The following is a 19,944-nucleotide window of genomic DNA, read 5'->3' as shown; positions in this document are numbered from 1 at the left end:
GTATTAGAACGATAGAGCCACTCATGACATTCCTATACCCACCTTGGGGAAACAATATTATTTCTAGCCAGCCGATTGTGCGGTGACGCCGATTCGGAGCGACCGGACGAGAGACGCCGACGGTTGCTCTCGGAGACCAATTTACCGAAGTTTTATTCGTACTCCTTCGAAAAGACGAAACAGAATGGCCGCCGAGTCGCGCGACGAGTACCTGACGACCGCGGAGTTCGAGCGCCTCCGGCGGCGGGCTGAGACGTACCGCGAGGACCTCGTGGTGGCGCTCGCCGGGCGCGTCGGTCTCCGTCCCTCCGAGATGACCCGAGTCCGTCCGGCGGACCTGCGCGAGTTCGAGCGCGGAAGCGAGGTCCACCACCTGCTCGCGGTGCCCGAGGGCGACGGCGAGACCCGCGACGTGTACGTTCCACGAGCGGTCGCCCGCGACCTCCGGAAGTTCGCCAACGCCAACGACGTCGCCCGGCACGACCCGCTCGTTGGCGTGTCGGCCCGGCGCGTCCAGATGCTCGTCGGCGACGTGGCCGACCGGACCGCCGACCTTCGGGACGTGACCTGCCGGGACCTCCGCCAGCACTTCGCGTGGCGACTGCTCGCCGAGGAGGGCGTCGCGCCGCGCGTGGTCCAAGCCGTCGGCGGGTGGCAGAGCCTCCAGAGCCTCGCGCCGTACCTCGACGACCCGACCGCCGCGGAGGTCGTGGACGCCTTCGCCGACGACTCGCGAAGTGCGGCGCCCCGGAACGGCTTCCCGCGCCGGCCCGACGCGCGAACTGCCGACTCGCGGAGCGACGACCTCCTCGCCTGCGCCGGGTCGCTCGGCGAGGCGCTCGCGGACGCGTCCACGACCGAGGACGCCGAGCGCGTGGCCTGCGAGCGGCTCGCCGACGCCTACCGCGCGGTCTGGGTCTGCGACGAGGGCGGCGCGGTCCGGACCGGCGCCGCGCCGGAGGGTACCGACGGCGTACCCGCCGACGCGCTGGACGCGGCGGACCGCGACGGCGAAGGCATCGCCGACGTGACCGTAGTCGAGGCCGCGACGGGCGGCGGTCCGCTGGCGGAGTGTTCGGTCGCCGTCGCGCCGCTCCGGTCGAGCGAGACCGTCCACGGCCTGCTCTGCGTCGCCAGCGACTCGTTCTCGTCGGCCGACCGGACGTTCCTCGCGGACGCCGGACGGCGGGTCGGTCGGACCGTCACGGCCATCGCGCGCAAGCAGTTGCTGTTGGCCGACACGGGCGTCGAACTCTCGCTCCGGACGACCGACCGGGGCGTCTTCCTCGTGGCCGCCTCGGCCGACCTCGGGTGCCGGTTCGAACTCGAAGGCGTCGTCCCGGTCGAGGACCACTCGCTGCTGTACTTCGTGACCGCGAGCGGTGCCGCGGTCGGCGACGTGCTGGAACGAGTCACGGACGCGGACGCCGTGGACGACGCGCGACTCATCCGAGATTACGGCGACGGCGCGCTCTTCGAGTTCGGTGTCTCCGGCGAGTCGCTCGCGCCGATGCTGGTCGAGCGCGGCGGCACCGTCCGAGAGCTTTCGGTCGAGAGCGGGGTCGCCGACGCGTCCGGCGTCTTCTCCCGGCACGTGGACGTGCGCCGCGTCGTGGAGGCCGTCGAGGCGGCGTTCCCCGAGACCGACCTGCGCTCGAAGCGCGAGGTCGAGGAACCGGTCCGGAGCGCGGCCACGGTCCGCCAGACGGTCCGCGACCGCGTCACCGAGCGCCAGCGGACCGTCCTCCGGGCGGCCTACCTCGCGGGCTACTTCGAGTGGCCCCGCGGCAGCACCGCCGAGGAACTCGCGGCCTCGATGGGCGTCTCGTCGCCGACCCTCCACAACCACCTCCGGAAGGCCCAGCAGAAGGTTCTGGACGCCGTCTTCGACGACCCCGACCCGCACACGGCCGACGAGTTCGACGCGAGTGCGATGGGTCGACTCGGTGACGGCCGAGCGACCGGCGACAGCGACGCGACCACCGAGGACCGACACTAACTATTTAACCTCACTCGGGAACGCGGTTCAGTAAACACGTGAACTTCGAGACATTATATGTCCTAAAACCCACTTATGAAAGCCATACGGAGCGAAATTAGCGGGTTGAGATAGTTAGTTCCAGTACTTATGTATCTATCATGGTGTTGTGAACACGGCCCATGCCGGAAGAACAAGACGTCGAACTCGAAGCCCGACTCGAAGACCAAGAGCGATTCGCACCGCCCGAATCGTTCGTCTCGCAGGCGAACGTCTCCGACCCGTCCGTCTACGAGACGTTCGAGGAGGAGTGGCCCGAGTGCTGGGAGCAGGCGGCCGACCTGCTCGATTGGAACGAATCGTACGACGAGGTGCTGGACGACTCGAACCCGCCGTTCTACGAGTGGTTCACGGGCGGAGAGCTGAACGCCTCGGCGAACTGTCTCGACCGGCATCTGGACGAGCGCGGCGACGAGGCCGCCATCGAGTGGGTCGGCGAACCCACCGACGAGGAGAACCGGACCTACACCTACGAGGAGTTGCACCGCGAGGTCAACGAGTTCGCGGCCGCACTCCGCGAAATGGGCGTCGGCGAGGACGACATCGTGACGCTCTACATGCCGATGGTACCGGAGCTACCCATCGCGATGCTGGCGTGCGCCCGCATCGGCGCGCCCCACAGCGTCGTGTTCGCCGGTTTCTCGGCCGACGCGCTCGCCACGCGGATGAACGCGGCCGACTCGGAGTATCTGGTGACGTGCGACGGCTACTACCGGCGCGGCGACCCCCTCGAACACAAGGCCAAGGCCGACGAGGGACTGGCGGGCGTCGAACACGAGGTCAGCGACGTGGTGGTGGTGGACCGACTCGGCGACGACTACGACCACCCGATGGGCGAGAACCACACCGCCTACGCCGACCTCGTGGAAGAGCAGGCAGGCGCGGAGGTCGACCCGGTGTCGCGGGACGCCGAGGACATGCTGTTCCTGATGTACACCTCGGGCACGACTGGCGAACCCAAGGGCGTCAAGCACACCACCGGGGGCTACCTCTCGTGGAGCGCGTGGACTTCGCGAGCAGTCCTCGACATCAAGCCCGATGACACGTACTTCTGTTCCGCGGACATCGGCTGGATTACCGGCCACTCCTACATCGTCTACGGTCCGCTCGCGCTGGGGACCACTACGATGATGTACGAAGGCACGCCGGACTACCCGGAGAAAGACCGGCTCTGGGAGATAGTCGAGGAGTACGAGGCGACCCAACTCTACACCGCGCCGACCGCAATCCGGGCGTTCATGAAGTGGGGTTCGGAGTACCCCGACCAGCACGACCTGTCGAGTCTGCGCCTGCTGGGTACGGTCGGCGAACCAATCAACCCGAAGGCGTGGAAGTGGTACTACAAGCACATCGGCGACGAGTCCTGCCCCATCATCGACACGTGGTGGCAGACCGAGACCGGCGGGATGATGGTCACGACGCTGCCCGGCGTGAAAGACATGAAACCGGGGAGCGCGGGCCCGCCCCTCCCGGGCGTGGACGCCCAAATCGTGAACGCGCAGGGCGACGAGGTCGAACCGGGCGAAGCGGGCTACCTGACTGTCCAGAAACCGTGGCCGGGGATGCTCCGGACGCTGTACAACAACGACGAGCGGTACATCGACGAGTACTGGGCGGAGTACTCCGACACCGATTCGGACGACCCGGACGACTGGGTCTACTTCCCCGAGGACGGCGCGAAGATAGACGAGGACGGCTACATCACCGTGTTGGGTCGCGTGGACGACGTGCTGAACGTCTCGGGCCACCGCCTCGGCACGATGGAAATCGAGAGCGCAATCGTCGGCGTCGAAGGCGTCGCCGAGGCCGCCGTCGTCGGCGGCGACCACGAGATGAAGGGCGAGGCGGTGTACGCCTACGTCATCACCGAAGACGGCTACGGCGAGGACGAGGAGATGCGCGACCGAATCGTCGAAGGCGTCGAGGACGCCATCGGTCCCATCGCGCGTCCCGAACAGGTCGTGTTCACTCCCGAACTCCCCAAGACTCGCTCGGGCAAAATCATGCGTCGACTGCTGGAGGACGTCGCCAACGGTGAGGACCTCGGCGACACTTCGACGCTCCGCAACCCCGAAGTCGTCCGCGAGATAGAGACGAAGGTCGCCGACGACTGAGAGCGACCCCATCCTTCGACGTTCGAAACCGAACACGGACGAACGCGCGACGAACTGTATGCCAGACAAACTCACACGACGAACTATGTCAGATAATAACTCACGGAAGTCAGAGAATCCCTCGCGGGAGTCCGACGACGCCTCGCGGGGAGACGAATCGAACACCGCGGTCGAGACCGGCGGCGGCGAGTCCGAACCGGGCGAACCCCGTCGGGGAGCGAAGCGGACCGACGGCGGCGTCGCGACCGGGGGCCGAACCGCCGACACCGACTACCTCGACGCGCGGGTCAACATCTTCAAACCCTCGACACCGTTCATGCGCGACCACCTCAGAATCGTCTGGACGATGTTCGCCGCGTGGGCGGTGTTCGTCTTCGGCCCCGTGACGGCGACCTACCTCGCCACCGACTTCATGACGAGCACCACGGTGGGCGGGTTCCCGCTCCACTACCTGCTGACCTCGATGGGGGCGCCGCTGGGCGCGCTCGTGCTGTCGTTCGTCTACGCTCGCAAGCGCGACGCGCTGGACGAGAAGTACGGCATCGACCACTCGTCCGGGGCGACGAGTGCTGACGCCGAACCCGCCGCGGCCGACGGAGGGACCGAACGATGATGCTGACGCCGCTGGACCTCCTGCCGGACGCGCTCAACGCCTCGTTCAAGCTGATTCCGGCCATCATGGTCTCCGCGATGCTGCTGCTGTTCCTCGGCATCGGCTACGCCTTCCGCGTGGCCGACACCGAGGACCTCTGGGTCGCCGGGCGCTCCATCGGGAACGTCGAGAACGGGATGGCCATCGGGGCCAACTGGATGTCGGCCGCGTCCTATCTGGGGATGGCCGCGCTCATCGCGCTGTCGGGCTACTACGGGCTGGCGTTCGTCGTCGGCTGGTCGACGGGCTACTTCATCCTGCTCATCTTCCTCGCGGCCCAGATGCGCCGGTTCGGGAAGTACACCGCGCCCGACTTCGTGGGCGACCGGTTCGACTCCGACACCGCGCGAGCCATCGCCGCGCTGACGACCATCCTCATCGGGTTCGTCTACTCGGTCGGACAGGCCCGCGGGATGGGACTGGTCGGCATCTACGTCTTCGGCGGCGACTACACCACCATGGTCGTCCTGATGATGGGCATCACGGTCGGCTACCTCGCGCTGTCGGGGATGCTGGGCGCGACCAAGAACATGGCCGTCCAGTACGTCATCCTCATCGTGGCGTTCCTCGCGGGACTGTACGCGGTCGGTTGGACGCAGGGCTACTCGACGTTCCTGCCGCAGGTCGAGTACGGCGCGCTCCTGAGCCAACTCAACACCGAGTTCACCCAGCCGTTCACGAACGGCGGCTTCTACCTCTGGGTCGCCACGGCGTTCTCGCTCATCGTCGGCACCTGCGGGCTTCCCCACGTGCTGGTCCGGTTCTACACGGTCGAGAGCGAGCGGACCGCGCGCTGGTCCACCGTCTGGGGCCTGTTCTTCATCTGCCTGCTCTACCTGAGCGCCCCGGCGTTCGCGGCGTTCGGTACCGACCTCTACGCGAAGAAGGTCGGCGACGTGTACGGCGCGAGCGGCATGAGCGGCGCGGAAGGCGACGTCATCGTCGTGCTGGCCTCGCAACTGGCGAACCTCCCGACGTGGTTCGTCGGCCTCGTCGCGGCGGGCGGCATCGCCGCGGCCATCGCCACGACTGCGGGCCTGTTCATCGCCGCGTCGTCGGCGGCCGCCCACGACATCTACACGAACATCATCAACTCCGACGCGACCCAGCGCCAGCAACTCCTCATCGGTCGCGCGACCATCGTCGTGCTGGGCGCTATCGTGACGCTCACCGCGCTCAACCCGCCCGCGCTGGTCGGCGAACTGGTCGCGCTCGCGTTCTCGCTGGCGGGCCTCGTGCTGTTCCCGATGTTCTTCCTCGGTCTCTGGTGGGAGAACGCCAACCGTCCGGGCGCGCTCGCCGGGATGACCACGGGACTGCTCATCTGGACCGCCGCGGTGTTCAACGAACTCATCCTCGCCACCGACGCCGGGCCGGTCGTGCCGATTTACGCCGACATCTTCCCCGCGGTCGGGGCCGCGCTCGCCGGGACGCCCATCGTCTTCGCCGTGACCATCGGGGTCTCGCTGGCGACCGACGAACCGCCCGAGCGCATCAAGCGCATCGTCCGGCAGTGTCACAGTCCGGAACCGATGGGCCAACAGCAGAGCGCCGAGGACGTCGTCTCGAACGACGGCGGCCCGGTTTCGGGGGACGACTGAGATGTACGAGCGCGTTCTCGTCCCCACGGACGGCAGCGACGCCGCGGAACTGGCGGTCGAAGAGGCGCTGGACGTCGCCGAGAAGTTCGACGCCGAAGTCCACACCCTCTACGTCGTGGACACCGACGCCGTCGAGATGAGCCTCGGCACCGAGCAGGTCGACCGCATCCGGTCGGGGCGCTTCGGCGAGATGGACGAACTGGAGGCCCGCGCCCGCGAGGCGACCGGGTACGTCACCGAACGCGGCCGCGACCGGGGCGTCGCCGTCGAGGAACACTTCCGAGGCGGCCGCCCGCACGCGGTCATCGCCGACTTCGCGGAGGACTACGACGTCGACCTGATAGCGATGGGAAGCCACGGCCGGACGGGCATCCGGCGGATGTTGCTGGGGAGCGTCACCGAGCGCGTCCTGCGCTCGACCCACCGGTCGGTGCTGGTCGTGGACGAACGGGAGGTCGAGTCGTGACGGCGAGTCGAGTCGGGACCGTCGCGGCGACGGTACGCGAGAACGTCCGAAACCACGTCCGCGAGCATCGCTCGGGCATGGTCGCCGACCTGATGTTCGCCGTCGTCTGGGTCGCCGCCGTGTCGATGCTGTTCGACGTGTTGCAGGGGCCGCGGTGGGCCTACCACCTGACGCTGGCCTGCGGCGTGCTCGCCTACTTCGGCTTCTTCGCCTCGCTGGAACTGGCGAAGGAGACGGCGTGAGCGGAGTCCCGGACGAGTAGAGGGAATTATTTTCCGTTCTTTCGCGTGCATCCTTGTTTCTATTAGGCGAGTCTATATTGTCACAGGGAGAGCGCCGCCCTCGCAGGCCCTGCACCTCGCGCTACCGCCAGCCGTCGATGTGCGGCCGACCGGGGAGAGGAGCGTCAGACCAGTCCGCGCTTCCGGAGCGGTCCGCGGAGGAACCGGGCGTAGAACGCGACGTACGGAACCAGTAACGCCGTCGAGACGAGGATTATTAGCAGCAGTTGGCCGCCTCCCTCGCCGATTTCACCCGCTTGATACGGCACGGTAATCGGTTCGAGACCTATCGAGGCGAGCGACTCGTCGAACACGAATCGGAAGGACGCCCAGACGAGGCCGATGAGGACGAATCCAGGAGCGAACAGGACGACTAGCAACTCGTTCATAATCGCGCCGGGGTCGTCGGCGTCGAACATACCGTTCGTTGCTCGACCGAGGAGTTTCAATTTTTCTTCGGTCGCGCCGATTGCGGCAGGCGAGACAGTACGAAGCAGATGGTCTTCGACATTGATACGGTGAAGATAGCGGAGAAAGGAGTTTGAAGTCGAAAATCAGAGCAGCGACACCAGTGTACACAATTCGGTCTCGGCCGAGGAACTCCGCGAGCGGTTGGGCCGCCTCAGACCAGTCCGCGCTTCCGGAGCGGTCCGCGGAGGAACCGAGCGTACACGGCGAAGTAGGGCGCTAGCAGGACCGCCGTGACCGCGACCAGTAACAGGAATCGACCGAAGCCTCCGGCGAAGGTACGCGCGCCGTAGGCCGGTGTAATCGGGTCGAGACCGACGGAGAGCAGCAGGTCGTTGAAAACGAGTCGGAAGGACGCCCACACTGCCACGAGCAGGGTGATGCCGGGGACGAAAATGCTCACGAGGAACTCGTTGATTATCGTTCCGGGGTCGTCGGCGTCGAACATACCGTTCGCTGCTCGCGCCGTCGGTTTCAATGTTGCCTCGGTCCCCCGATACCGGCGGGCGAGCAACGGCCGGCGTTTGCGGAGGGTCCCCAGCCGTCAACTACGGATGCTTTTTACGAACCGCTGTGACAGTTACGAGCAGTGACGATGCAGACGAAATGGCAGTCGCCGCCGGGAGGGGAAAGAGCGTGAGCGACCGAATCACCCAGTTGGACGACGCCACCATCCGCCAGATAGCCGCGGGCGAAGTCGTCGAGCGACCCGCCTCGGTCGTCAAGGAACTCGTCGAGAACAGTCTCGACGCCGACGCCGACCGCATCGACGTGACTGTCGAGGAGGGCGGCACGGATCGAATCGCGGTCAGCGACGACGGCATCGGCATGAGCGAGGCCGACCTCCGGGCCGCGGTCCGAGAACACACCACGAGCAAAATCGAGGACGCCGACGACCTCGAAGCGGGCGTGACGACGCTCGGCTTCCGGGGTGAGGCGCTCCACACCATCGGCGCAGTCTCGCGGGTGACCATCACCTCGAAACCGCGAGGCGGCGAGCGAGGCACCGAACTCCGACTGGAGGACGGCGAGGTCGAGTCGGTCGGTCCCGCGGGGTGCCCCGAGGGGACCACCGTCGAAGTCGCGGACCTGTTCTACAACACCCCCGCGCGCCGGAAGTACCTCAAGACGACGACCACCGAGTTCTCGCACGTCAACACGGTCGTCACGCGCTACGCGCTGGCCAACCCCGACGTGGCGGTGTCGCTGACCCACGACGGCCGCGAGGTGTTCGCCACGACCGGCCGGGGCGACCTCCAGTCGGCGCTCCTCTCGGTCTACGGCCGGGAGGTCGCCACGTCGATGATAGCGGTCGACGGGACCGACGCCGACCGCGGCGTCGAGATTTCGGGCTACGTCAGCGACCCCGAGACCACCCGAAGCACCCGCGAGTACGTGTCCACCTACGTCAACGGCCGGTACGTGAGTTCGCCGGTCGTCCGCGAGGCGGTCCTCTCGGCCTACGGCGGCCAACTCTCGGCCGAGCGCTACCCCTTCGCAGTCCTGTTCCTCGACGTGGCTCCTGACGAAGTAGACGTCAACGTCCACCCCAGAAAGATGGAGGTCAGGTGGGGCGACGAGAGCGCCGTGAAGGAGACGGTCGAGACCGCGGTCGAGGACGCTCTGCTCGACCACGGACTCGTCCGCTCGTCTGCCCCCCGAGGCCGGAGCGCGCCCGACGAGGCCCGCGTCGAACCCGAGCGTGACGACGGCGGCGCGACCGAGCGCCGGACCGGCCCCGAGACGGGGAGCGACCGAGAGAACAACACCGGAGTCGAGCAGGCCGAACTGACCCCGGAGGCCGACGATGGAGAGCGCGAACAATCGACGCTCGACGCCTCCGACGCCGCGGGGGCCACGTCCGAAACCGCCGAGGCGGACCCGGAGACCGCCGGAACCGACGCGGGGTCGCCGGAGACCGGAGAACGCAGTTCGACCGCCAGCGAGCGGACGAGTTCGACCCCGAGCGAGCGCGAGAGCGGGGAGGCGAAACCACGGGCGAGCGACGCGAGCGACGGGGCGACAGTCGGACGTGACACGAGTTCGTCCGCACCCGAACGCGAGTCTCGGGAGACGAAGGCGGCGCCCGAGAGTTCGCTGTCCGCCGACTCGGGGGCCACGCGCAAGTTCTCGGCCCCCACGGAGTCCGAGACGCTCTCGGGCGAGACGACCGACGCCCCCGAGTTCGAGACCCTGCCCCGGATGCGGGTTCTGGGCCAACTCCACGACACCTACGTGGTGGCCGAGACGCCCGAGGGACTGGTGCTGGTGGACCAGCACGCCGCCGACGAGCGAGTCAACTACGAGCGACTGCAGGCGGAGTTCGCCGACGACGCGACCACCCAGATGCTCGCCCAACCCGTCGAGTTAGAACTCACCGCGGGCGAGGCCGCAGTGTTCGAGGAGTACCGCGAGGCGCTTTCGCGACTCGGCTTCCGGGCAGAGCGCTCGGAGCAACGCTCCGCGGACGGAACGAGTAGCGAGGGACGGAGTCCCTCGAACCATTCGAGCGGGCAGAGCCCGCGAGAAGACGGTGAAACCGCGAGTCGCGCGGAGAGCGGCGACGAGTCCGACGGCGGAGGCCGGCGCACCGTCGTCGTCCGGACAGCGCCGACCGTGTTAGACGAGACGCTGGACCCCTCGCTCCTCCGAGACGCGCTCGGCGAGTTCGTCTCGACCGACCCCGACGACCGGGGCGACACGGTGGAGTCGGTCGCAGACGACCTGCTGGCGGACCTCGCGTGCTACCCCTCGATTACGGGCAACACGTCGCTCCGTGAGGGGTCGGTCGTGGAACTCCTCTCGGCGCTGGACGACTGCCAGAACCCCTACGCCTGCCCGCACGGTCGCCCGGTGATTATCGAGTTCGGCGAGGAGGAGATAGAGGACCGGTTCGAGCGCGACTACCCCGGTCACGCCGGGCGACGCGGGGAGTAGCGGGACGGTTCGCCGACTAACTCACGGTCTCGATGGCCTGCTCCAAGTCGGCGAGAATATCGTCTACGTCCTCGATGCCCACCGAGAGCCGAACCAAGTCCGGCGTCGTCCCGCTGGCCAACTGCTCTTCTTCGGTGAGTTGCTGGTGGGTCGTGCTGGCCGGGTGGATGATGAGCGTCTTGGCGTCGCCGACGTTGGCGAGCAGACTGGCGAGTTCGGTCTCCTCGGTGACGGCGCGCCCGGCCTCGTAACCGCCTTCCAGTCCGAACGTTATCATCCCGCCGTAGCCGCCGTCGAGGTACTCGCTGGCGTTCTCGTGGGTCTCGTGGCTCTCCAGTCCGGGGTAGTTGACCCACGCCACGTCGTCGTGGTCGTCGAGGTACTCGGCGACTTCCAGCGCGTTCTCGGAGTGGCGCTCGACCCGGAGCGGCATCGACTCCAACTTCTGGAGCGTGACCCACGCGTCGAAGGGCGACTGCTGGTTGCCGAGGTCCCGGAGGCCCCGGGCGCGGGCGGCGTAGGCGAAGGCGGCGTCGCCGAACCGCTCGCGGAAGTTGACGCCGTGGTAGGCCGGGTTCTCCGCGGTGATTTCGGGGTAGTCGCCCTCCTCCCACGGGAACGTGCCCCCGTCGACGAGTACGCCGCCGACGGTCGAACCGCTCCCGTGAATCCACTTGGTCGTGGAGTGCCAGACGAGGTCCGCGCCGTGGTCGATGGGGTTGCAGAGGTAGGGCGTGGCGAACGTGTTGTCCACGAACAGCGGCACGTCGTGGTCGTGGGCGATGTCGGCGATGCGCTCGATGTCGGGCGTGACCAGCGCGGGGTTGCCGACCGTTTCGAGGTGGACGTACGCGGTGTCCTCGTCGATGGCCTCGTCGTAGGCCTCGTAGTCGAGCGTGTCCACGAACGTCGCTTCGACGCCGCGCCGCGGCGCGGTGTGGGTGAAGTAGGTGTAGGTGCCGCCGTACAGCGAGGAGGCGGTGACGACGTTGTCGCCCTCGTCGGCCAGCACGAAGGTCGCGAGGTCGAGCGCCGCCATCCCGCTGGCGGTGGCGAGTCCCGCGACGCCGCCTTCGAGCGTGGCGAGTCGCTCTTCGAGCGTGGCGTTCGTCGGGTTGGTCAGTCTGCTGTAGATGTTGCCCGGTTCTTCGAGCGCGAACAGCGAGGCGGCGTGTTCGGCGTCGTCGAAGACGTAGGAGGTGGTCTGGTAAATCGGCGGTGCGCGCGACCCGGTCGCGGAGTCGGGCGTCTGGCCCGCGTGGACGCTGTCGGTGTGGACGCCGCGGTCGGGGGTGTCGTCGTCTGTCATGGTCGTCCCCACCGACGGAGGCCAACGGCTTATGTCGGCGGGTGGTCGCAAGTTCTGCGCAGGCGACGCGACGCAGGCAATTTCTACCCGCCGACCGATTCGCGCGGCGCGAGGGTCACTCGCCGACCGCCTCGCGGAGCGCAGGTAGCACCTCGGTCACGTCCCCGCGGAAGACGTAGTCGGCCCGCGCGTCCAGCGGCGTCTCGTCCAGATTGACGACAATCAGGGTCGCCCCCGACTCCGCCGCCCTCGCGGGCAGCGACGCGGCGGGTTCGACCGTGAGCGACGACCCGGCGACGAGAAACGCCTCGCTGTCGGCGGCGAGTTCCCGCGCGCGGACCAGCGCGTCTCGGGGCAGTTGCTCGCCGAACAGCACCGCGTCGGGTTTGAGCGCGCCGTCGCAGGCGTCGCACCGCGGCGGCAGGTCGCCCGACTCCGCCCGCGCGACGGCGTCGTCCGCCGAGGTGGTCCACCCGCAGTTCCGGCAGACGGCGCGCCGAGCGTTGCCGTGGAGTTCGACGACCTCCTCGGACCCCGCGTCCCGGTGCAGACCGTCGATGTTCTGGGTGACGAGGGCGTCGAGGCGGCCCGCGGCCGAGAGGTCGGCGAGCGCCTCGTGGGCGGGGTTCGGTTCGGGGTCGGCGTCGAGCAGGTCCGCGCGGAGGTCCAACCAGTCGGCCCAGAACGCGCCCGGTTCCCTGCGGAAGCGCCACACGTCGAGGGCGTCGGGGTCGTACTCGTTCCAGATTCCGTCCTCGCCGCGGAACGGCGGGACGCCGGAGGGCGCGCTCACGCCCGCGCCGGTCAGCGCGACCGCGGCGTCGGCGTCCCGGAGGTCGCGGGCGGCGGCCCGGATTCGGTCCATGACCGAGGGTTACGGTCGGGCGGGGAAAAACTGCCCGACGGCGCGTTCGGGACTCGGTCAGTCCGCGGTCGCCGGGCGTTCGAGGTCGTAGGTCACGCCGGTCGACTCCTCGGAGACCGCCCAGAGTCGCTCGGCGCGGTGGCGGTCGTAGGAGACCTCGCTCGACCGCTGAATCTCGGGCGGGCCGCGCATGTCGAGCAGGCCGCCGGGACCGACGTACTCCCCGCCCTCGATTCCGGGCGCGGTCGCGGCGTAGAGCATCGGGAGCGCGCCCTGCTCGGCCGACTGGGCGAGGACGGCGTTCATGGCCTTCATCGCCCAGAGTCGGGCGGTCGACCCGCGCATCTCGGGCCCGCGGCGCTGGAGGTTCGTGGCGGCGTATCCGGGGTGACAGGCGACGCTCGCCACGTCGGCGTCCGCGTCGTCGAGTCGGCGCTGGAGTTCGTAGGCGAACAGCACGTTCGCGAGTTTGCTCTGGGCGTAGGCGTCCCACTCGTCGTAGGACTCCTCGTGGTGGAGGTCCTCGAAGTCGATGTCCCCGCGCTCGTGGACGCCGCTGCTCTGGGTCACGACCCGCGTCTCGCCGGGCGTGTCGAGCAGGGCGTCGAGCAGGTGGCCGGTCAGCGCGAAGTGACCGAGGTGGTTCACGCCGAACTGCATCTCGAAGCCGTCCTCGGTCTCGTCGCGGGGAATCGCCATCACGCCCGCGTTGTTGCAGAGGACGTGGAGTTCGTCGTGGGCCTCGCGGAACCCGTCGGCGAACGACCGGACCGAGTCGAGGTTCGCGAGGTCGAGCGACGCCACCTCCAGCGACCCGCGTGCGGTTCCCTCGGCGTCCTCGGTGCGGATACGGCGCTTGGCCGCCTCGCCGCGCTCCTCGCTCCGGCAAGCCATGACGACGTGCGCGCCCTTCCGGGCGAACGCGCGGGTCGCCTCGTAGCCGAGGCCGCTGTTCGCGCCCGTGACGACCACGACGCGCTCGTCCATCTCGGGCATCCGGGCCGTCGACCATCCGCCGCGGTTCTGTGCCATGCACCAGCGTACGGTGGGGAGTCACTGAAAGGCATCGCCGCTCGGGCAGGTCAGGGGGACGGCGAGGCAATCGCCGCCCGTCGCCACCGCGGCAAGAACGCCTTTGACGATGCAGTCCCCCGAATCACGCATGTCGGACGACGACTTCGAGGCGAGCGAACGCGACGCGGCGGACGACGGTTCGACCGACACCGATTCGACCGACCCGGACCTCACGGACGCCGAACGCGACGCCCTCCACGAGATGCAGGTCGGCATCGAGCACGTCCGTCGGGGGTACGGCCGCCTGCTCGACTGCCACCATCAGGTCGGCCGGGGGATGGACCGGTTCGACGCCGCGAGGGAGAAACTCCGGGAGGCCGGTCACGACGATTTGGCCGACGAACTCCGGGACCGCCACCTCCCCGCGGGTGCGGTCGGCGACCGCTGGACCTACGAACTGGTCGAGGCGTTCGAGCGGGACTTCCTCTCGCCCATCGCCGAGTTCGAGGCGTCGGCCCGCGAGCGATTGGCCGACGGGGAGAAACACGTTACCGAGCGGGAGTGCCAGCGAGAGTGGCGCGACCGGACCGACGGCGAAGCGTGGCGCGAGGACTGACTACTTCCGGCGCTCCACGACGAACCCGCGACACTTCGGGCAGACGACCACCGCGCGCTCCTCGAACGTGGCCCCGCAGAGCGTGCAGACGTACCGTCCCCCGTTGCCCTTCCGACGTCGCTCTGCGAGTCGGCGAAAGATTCCCATCCCGTAACTGACGCGCCCAACGGGAAAAGCGGTTTTCGGCGGTCGTTGACCTGTCCGTCCGCTGGCGGGTCGAGTCTCAGGCGACCATTGTCCCGAACCGCGGACTTTTGCCCGCCGAGTCCCACCGTTCGTCCGATGAGCGAAGACGGAGGAAGCGACGCCGGGCGCACGCCCGACCGCGAGTCGCCGACCGGCGACCGCGAATCCTCGCCGGGCGACCGCGAACCGCCGCCGACCGACCGCGAGTCGCCGGTCGGCCAACCGGTCGTCCGGGGCGACGCGGCCGTCACCGGACAGAGCGCCGCGCAGGCCAAGGCGTTCGACCCGACGGACCCCGAGAGCGTCGCGGAGGCGGCCGAGACGGTCGCGCGCTTCGCCGAGAACACCGCCGGGGCCGAGGACAACGTGTTCATGCTCCGGGGCGCGGCCGCCTGCGCCGCGCTGGTTCGCGGCGAGGGGTCGTACAAGGCGGCGGCCGAGCGCGCGGGCGACGGCGTGACGGTCGCGTTCATCCGGAAGTGGGCGCGGGTCCACGACCTGCCCCAGTCCATCCGGCGGTACGTCGCGATGGGTCACGTCGCGCCGACCGCGGCCAAGCACATCGCCCGGGTGGGCGGCGAGGACCGATTCCAACTCGCGTGGGCCGTCCTCGACGGCGATCTGACGGTCCGAGAGGTCCGGTCGGTCGCCAGCGCGGTCAACGCCGGGACCCCGGTCGAAGACGCCCTCGCGGACCACGGCGTGCGACCCGGCCGCCTCACCCTCTCGCTCCCGACCGAGACCTACCGGGAACTCCGCCGCACAGCGGCGATGGAGGGCAAGCCCCCGGAGGAAGTCGTCGCCGAGGCGCTCGACGAGAAGTTCTCCTGACTCAATCGAGGAACGATTCCGCCGCGTCCGCCAGCACCCCGCCAGCGGTCAGCACGTCCGCCCACCGAATCGTCTCGTCGGGGAAGTGGGCCTGCTCGATGTTCCCCGGTCCGAACATCACGGTCGGGACTCCGGCCTCGATGTACCAGCGGGCGTCCGCGCCGTAGGTCGCGCCCCGGGGGTCGGTGTCGTCGAGACCGCGGCCCTCCATCGCGCGCTGGACCGCGCCGACGACCGGTTCGTCGGCGTCGATTTCCGACGGTTCGAACTGGACCGAGAACCGCTCGAATCGGGGCGGATGCTCGGCCAACCACTCGTCGTCGGCGACCAACTCGGCGAGGCGGCGGTCGAAAACGTCCTCTACCTCCGCGACTGTCTCGCCCGGCGCGACGCCGATGCGTAGCTCTGCGGTCAGTTCGGCGGGGACCGACGAGGCCCAGTCGCCCGCCTCGACGCGACCCACGACCACGGGCCACGGCACCGGGAAGCGGTCGTAGAGCGGGTGGGTCACCGACTCGCCGCGCTCGGTTTCGAGGTCCCGGAACGCCCGGCGAATCTCCTCGAAGTAGGGGAGCACGTCCACGCCGCGCCACCGCGTCGCGGCGTGGGCCGACCGCCCTTCGAGGCGGAGGCGCTTCATCAGGCTTCCCTCGGAGGCCGTGACGGGGCGGAGGTCGGTCGGTTCGGCGATGATCGCGGCGTCGCGCTCGAAGGGGTAAGGGTTCGAGAGCGCGGCCGCGGCCGCGCCGATGCCGCCCTCCTCCTCGCCGACGACGCTCTCGACCACGACTCGACCGTCGAGGGAGGCGGTGGCCGAGTCGCCCGTGGCGCGCTCGTGGAGGTGCTTCGCCGCGAAGACGCAGGTCGCGAGACCGCACTTCATGTCGGCCGCGCCGCGGGCGGTCAGGGTCCGGGCGTCGGTTTCGGTCCCGTCTCCGACGTCGCCCTCGTCGCTTCCCGACGCTCCCCCGCCCTGGCGCCACGTCGGGTCGAAGGGGTCGCTCGACCACGAGTCGCGGGCGACCGGTACCACGTCGACGTGCCCGTTCAGGACGAGCGTCCGGCCCGCCTCCGGGTCGCCGAACTCGAGGACGCCGCCGACGCTCGGCCGTCCTTCGACCGGAATCTCGTCGGGGTCGTCCGGGAACGAGTCGTGACCGGCCAACTGCTCGGCGTCCGCGGTCCACTCGTAGGTCTCGAATCCGAGGGCGTCGAGACGCTCGCGGACGAACGCTTGGGCGGGCGCCTCGTGGCCGTCGGTCGTGTCGAATCGGAGTAACTCCTCGGCGAACTCCCGGAGGTCCGTGTCCCACTCGCGGGCGAAATCGTTCATGCGCGTTTCGACCGACGACGAGGTGGTAAAGCTTCCGGGAAATTGTAAACGTTTAACTTCGCCCGGTGCAATCGACCAAGTGAGGGCTGGTAGCTCAGTTAGGCAGAGCGTCTGGCTTTTAGCACGACGCACCCGGGTCTTCCGGATGGTCGTGGAAGACACCAGACGGCCAGGGGTTCAAATCCCTTCCAGCCCGCTTCTGCGACGAACGAAGTGAAGAGCGAAGCCGTTAGAAAAGATTCGAGGGTAGACGAGTCGCACGCCCGCGCAACGCAGTGAGCAGGAACCTCTCGGCGTGGTTCAATCCCTTCTAGCCCGGTCTGACTGTGGTGAGCAAAATTGTAATCATGAATCAGTCTCTTCTCAGCGACCTGCTTGCTCTTCCACCTAAGACGGAAGGGCTACATTTTAGTCAATATCGACTAAATAGCGAGTATGAGTGAGATAGTGCACCCTAAAGAACGCGGCCAGCAGACCGAGGCGGCAATTATTTTCGAATTTATCCGGAATGGTCTGACTGCCTTAGAACCCTTTGGCGATAACGAGAGATACGATGTCGTAGTGGAAGAATCTGGACATTTTTATCGAGTTCAGATTAAAACAGGACGAATAGAAAACGGACGCGTTCAGTTCGAAACCAGAAGCTCAGGAACACTGACCAGAAAAGTCGAGAAGGAAGGATATGAAGGAGAAATCGATGTCTTCGCGGTTTATTCACCAGAAATCGAGCGGTCGTTCGTCGTACCGATAGCAGACGCACCGAAGACTTCGATGGGAATACGAGTAGAAGAATCCGAGAAAACGTCTCCGAATGTCAATTGGGCAGCGGATTACGCCCTAGAAAACTGGGTGAACGCTATTCGGTCAGAATCGGAGTAGTGCTGATACTTCTCTCAAGGTATACTTGTTCGCGGTAAGTGGAATAAGAGACTCACTGCCTTCGTAGTCCAGTGGAAGTCAGAGAAATAGTTATATATTCTGTCATTAATTAGACCACAACAGCACTCCTGGCCGCTCACTGTTCAGCGCTTGTCGGTCGTTCCTCCCTTCGATGCTCGTCGACCGGAGAACAGCGTCCTCCGAGCAGTCGTCCGCCCTACTCGAAACGACCGCGCGGAACGGGGCGACCACTGGAGGTCGTGCCAGCACGCATCAGTCCAGAAAGAGCCAGTACGAAACGTAAGTCGAGACGAGCGTCTCGCAGTCGCCTACGAAAATCCGACCGAACAGAAACTTCAGACGTTCTCGAAGTCGCTGTTGACCTCGCCGTCGCGGTCGAGGTCGATGATGGCGTCGAACAGACCCATGAACTTCTCGACGTGTTCCTCGTCGTGGACGCCCTTCGAGAGGTGGAACAGGCCGACCGCGTCGTGTTCGCGCAGGAGGCCCAGAATCTGGCGAATCACGTCGCGGACCCGCGACTCGTCGGCGTAGTAGGCCATCTCGGTGATGGAGTCGAGGCTGATGCGGCGCTTGCCGTCGGTCTCTTCGAGGAACCGCCGGGTGATGTCGAGGACGCCTTCGAGGTCGTCGGGCGAGGAGACGTAGTGGACGTTTTCCGTACTTCGCCGCGAGTAGCCGCGTTCGATGCTCAGAGTGTCGAGAATCTCGGCCTTGCTCTCGTCTACGTCGTAGTGGTCGAGTTTCTGCTTGACCTCGCGGGCGGTGGTTCGCGTCGAGATGACGAGGAAGTGGTCGGTGTCGGTCTTCAGGAAGTCGGTGTCGATGCGGTCCGTTTCGCCAGTGCTCGGATGGAGGAGGAGGACGCCAGTGCCACCGGGTATCGTCTCGGGGGTGTTTTCGATGGCGAGTTGATAATCCATATCCACGGATAATACGTGCAGGCGACTTAAGAATGCGGGTGAACTGTCGATTCGGCAATCGGCCCGCGGGGTGAAACGCCGGCCGGAGTGCCGTCAGAACACGCTGTCGGCGGTGGCCGCGCCGACCACGCTGAACACCGCGCCGACGCTGACGGCCCGGAGCGTGATTTTGACCGTCTCCATCGACGGACGACCGTCCGTGAACGTGTCGCTGAGGAACGTGTCGGGGGCGCCGAACGCCACCGAGAGGATGGCGACCGACCCGAACGAGACGAGCATCAGCGAGACGAACCGCGTCGGAATCCCCGCGACCTCCGACTCGCGGTCGGGGTCGCGGTCGTCGTCGGCCTTGTAGAGCGCGCCGTACCCGATCAGGAAGACGATGAGAACGGTGAGCAGCGCTTCCGGGGTCGTCATGTCACGTGCCAGCACCCACACTTCCTCGGTCACGACGAACGGTCCGGCCAGCAGGAACCCGCCGACTATCTGCTGGGCGGAGTCGGCCAGCGCGTACCGCTTCTTTCGTCCGACCATACGCGACGTGATACACCGAGGGGGTAAAAGCACCGTGCCCGCGAGTCGGACGCCTCGGCCGCGTCCGCGGAGCGAAAGCGACCGGCCTGAGGCCGGTTCGACTGTTCCGGACCGACTCCACCGTGCTGAATCCGCTCGACCGTTCCGAATCGGTTTTGTCGCTGGCACCGCTCGCTCTCACCATGAGCGTCCGCGAGGAGTTCGACGACTGGGCGGCCGACGGCCGCGACAAGGGGATGGAGGACCGCCACTGGAACACCGCGAAGTACGCGCTGGCCCGCATGCCGGTCGAGGAGGGCGACACCGTGCTGGACTTGGGCACCGGGAGCGGGTACGCGGTCCGCGCGCTCCGGGACACCAAGGGCGCGGGCCGGGCCTACGGACTCGACGGGTCGCCGGAGATGGCGCGCAACGCCACCGAGTACACCGACGACCCGCGGGTCGGCTTTCTGGTCGGCGACTTCGACCACCTCCCGTTCGCCGACGACAGCGTGGACCACGTCTTCACGATGGAGGCGTTCTACTACGCCAACGACCCCCACGAGACGCTCCGGGAGATAGCCCGCGTCCTCCGGCCCGGCGGCACGTTCTTCTGTGCCGTGAACTACTACGAGGAGAACGTCCACTCCCACTCGTGGCAGGAGAACATCGACGTGGAGATGACCCGGTGGTCCGCCCGGGAGTACCGCGAGGCGTTCCGCGACGCGGGCCTCCACGTCGCCGAACAGGACAACGTGCCCGACCGCGAGACCGAGATTCCCGACGCGAGCGAGTTCCCGACCGACGACTGGAACTCGCGGGCCGACATGGTGGAACGCTACCGGGAGTTCGGGACGCTGCTGACCGTCGGCGTCGCGCCGTAGCCGACCGGGACGA

20 protein-coding genes and 1 tRNA gene are annotated in these 19,944 nt (G+C 67.5%); 12 read left to right on the top strand and 9 right to left on the bottom strand.

The genetic code is table 11. The features are described 5' to 3' along the window. The first annotated feature begins 184 nt into the window (after positions 1-184). The 6 genes from M0R89_RS08575 (at position 185) to M0R89_RS08550 (ending at position 7,113) form a co-directional block, all read left to right on the top strand. Positions 185-1,999, top strand: coding sequence for a bacterio-opsin activator domain-containing protein (locus tag M0R89_RS08575; protein WP_248652131.1), 1,815 nt, complete (start codon positions 185-187; stop codon positions 1,997-1,999). 161 nt (positions 2,000-2,160) lie between these two features. Further along, positions 2,161-4,152, top strand: a complete 1,992-nt coding sequence (gene acs, locus M0R89_RS08570) for an acetate--CoA ligase (RefSeq protein ID WP_248652130.1) — start codon at positions 2,161-2,163, stop codon at positions 4,150-4,152. Between the two features lie 85 nt (positions 4,153-4,237). Next, a complete protein-coding gene (locus M0R89_RS08565) occupies positions 4,238-4,765 on the top strand; it encodes a DUF4212 domain-containing protein (protein WP_248652129.1) in 528 nt (175 codons plus the stop codon). Next, entirely contained in the window at positions 4,762-6,405 is a 1,644-nt protein-coding gene (locus M0R89_RS08560; protein ID WP_368408863.1) for a VC_2705 family sodium/solute symporter, read from the top strand. Before M0R89_RS08565 ends, M0R89_RS08560 begins: the two co-directional genes overlap by 4 nt. Position 6,406: 1 nt before the next feature. Continuing rightward, the gene (locus M0R89_RS08555; protein WP_248652128.1) at positions 6,407-6,871 is read left to right on the top strand and encodes a universal stress protein; all 465 of its coding nucleotides are present in this window, start codon (positions 6,407-6,409) and stop codon (positions 6,869-6,871) included. After that, positions 6,868-7,113 carry a DUF8119 family protein gene (locus M0R89_RS08550; protein ID WP_248652333.1) on the top strand — a complete coding sequence of 82 codons (246 nt, stop codon included), beginning with the start codon at positions 6,868-6,870 and terminating at the stop codon, positions 7,111-7,113. Before M0R89_RS08555 ends, M0R89_RS08550 begins: the two co-directional genes overlap by 4 nt. A 164-nt stretch (positions 7,114-7,277) precedes the next feature. Here M0R89_RS08550 and M0R89_RS08545 read toward each other — a convergent pair whose 3' ends face one another. Then, positions 7,278-7,571 (bottom strand): hypothetical protein, encoded by a 294-nt coding sequence (locus M0R89_RS08545; RefSeq protein WP_248652127.1) that lies wholly within the window; start codon positions 7,569-7,571, stop codon positions 7,278-7,280. Between the two features lie 203 nt (positions 7,572-7,774). Further along, positions 7,775-8,068 (bottom strand): hypothetical protein, encoded by a 294-nt coding sequence (locus M0R89_RS08540; RefSeq protein WP_248652126.1) that lies wholly within the window; start codon positions 8,066-8,068, stop codon positions 7,775-7,777. Positions 8,069-8,256: 188 nt separating this feature from the next. Between M0R89_RS08540 and mutL the strand changes: the two genes are divergently transcribed. Beyond that, complete coding sequence (gene mutL / locus M0R89_RS08535) at positions 8,257-10,557, top strand: DNA mismatch repair endonuclease MutL (RefSeq protein WP_248652125.1); 2,301 nt, start codon at positions 8,257-8,259, stop codon at positions 10,555-10,557. A gap of 16 nt (positions 10,558-10,573) precedes the next feature. On the opposite strand, the gene M0R89_RS08530 is transcribed toward mutL, so the two are convergent. The 3 genes from M0R89_RS08530 to M0R89_RS08520 form a co-directional block, all read right to left on the bottom strand. Then, the gene (locus M0R89_RS08530) at positions 10,574-11,866 is read right to left on the bottom strand and encodes an O-acetylhomoserine aminocarboxypropyltransferase/cysteine synthase family protein (protein WP_248652124.1); all 1,293 of its coding nucleotides are present in this window, start codon (positions 11,864-11,866) and stop codon (positions 10,574-10,576) included. 115 nt (positions 11,867-11,981) lie between these two features. Beyond that, the gene (locus tag M0R89_RS08525; protein ID WP_248652123.1) at positions 11,982-12,731 is read right to left on the bottom strand and encodes an NAD-dependent deacylase; all 750 of its coding nucleotides are present in this window, start codon (positions 12,729-12,731) and stop codon (positions 11,982-11,984) included. Between the two features lie 57 nt (positions 12,732-12,788). After that, positions 12,789-13,763 (bottom strand): oxidoreductase, encoded by a 975-nt coding sequence (locus M0R89_RS08520; protein WP_248652122.1) that lies wholly within the window; start codon positions 13,761-13,763, stop codon positions 12,789-12,791. A gap of 130 nt (positions 13,764-13,893) precedes the next feature. On the opposite strand from M0R89_RS08520, the gene M0R89_RS08515 reads away from it, so the two are divergent. After that, on the top strand, positions 13,894-14,361 hold the full coding sequence (locus M0R89_RS08515; RefSeq protein WP_368408862.1) for a hypothetical protein: 468 nt from the start codon (positions 13,894-13,896) through the stop codon (positions 14,359-14,361). Here the strand turns inward: M0R89_RS08515 and M0R89_RS08510 are convergent, their stop codons facing one another. Further along, positions 14,362-14,508, bottom strand: coding sequence for a hypothetical protein (locus M0R89_RS08510; protein ID WP_248652121.1), 147 nt, complete (start codon positions 14,506-14,508; stop codon positions 14,362-14,364). A gap of 135 nt (positions 14,509-14,643) precedes the next feature. On the opposite strand from M0R89_RS08510, the gene M0R89_RS08505 reads away from it, so the two are divergent. Further along, on the top strand, positions 14,644-15,378 hold the full coding sequence (locus M0R89_RS08505; protein WP_248652120.1) for a DUF7119 family protein: 735 nt from the start codon (positions 14,644-14,646) through the stop codon (positions 15,376-15,378). Between the two features lies 1 nt (position 15,379). Here M0R89_RS08505 and M0R89_RS08500 read toward each other — a convergent pair whose 3' ends face one another. Further along, positions 15,380-16,711, bottom strand: a complete 1,332-nt coding sequence (locus tag M0R89_RS08500) for a M20/M25/M40 family metallo-hydrolase (RefSeq protein WP_248652119.1) — start codon at positions 16,709-16,711, stop codon at positions 15,380-15,382. An 83-nt stretch (positions 16,712-16,794) separates the two neighbouring features. Here M0R89_RS08500 and M0R89_RS08495 point away from each other — a divergent pair. Beyond that, positions 16,795-16,907 (top strand) — tRNA-Lys (locus tag M0R89_RS08495). Between the two features lie 239 nt (positions 16,908-17,146). Then, positions 17,147-17,590 carry a group I intron-associated PD-(D/E)XK endonuclease gene (locus M0R89_RS08490; RefSeq protein ID WP_248652118.1) on the top strand — a complete coding sequence of 148 codons (444 nt, stop codon included), beginning with the start codon at positions 17,147-17,149 and terminating at the stop codon, positions 17,588-17,590. 356 nt (positions 17,591-17,946) lie between these two features. On the opposite strand, the gene M0R89_RS08485 is transcribed toward M0R89_RS08490, so the two are convergent. Next, positions 17,947-18,534, bottom strand: a complete 588-nt coding sequence (locus tag M0R89_RS08485; RefSeq protein WP_248652117.1) for a DUF7090 family protein — start codon at positions 18,532-18,534, stop codon at positions 17,947-17,949. 93 nt (positions 18,535-18,627) lie between these two features. Further along, entirely contained in the window at positions 18,628-19,068 is a 441-nt protein-coding gene (locus M0R89_RS08480; protein WP_248652116.1) for a DUF2391 family protein, read from the bottom strand. 182 nt (positions 19,069-19,250) lie between these two features. On the opposite strand from M0R89_RS08480, the gene M0R89_RS08475 reads away from it, so the two are divergent. Next, positions 19,251-19,931 (top strand): class I SAM-dependent methyltransferase, encoded by a 681-nt coding sequence (locus M0R89_RS08475; RefSeq protein WP_248652115.1) that lies wholly within the window; start codon positions 19,251-19,253, stop codon positions 19,929-19,931. Positions 19,932-19,944 lie beyond the last annotated feature (13 nt).

This window comes from Halorussus limi, from assembly GCF_023238205.1.
In the GTDB taxonomy this organism is placed as follows: domain Archaea; phylum Halobacteriota; class Halobacteria; order Halobacteriales; family Haladaptataceae; genus Halorussus; species Halorussus limi.
Note: the sequence above shows the minus strand (reverse complement) of the source record. Positions and strands in the feature narration are given on the sequence as shown.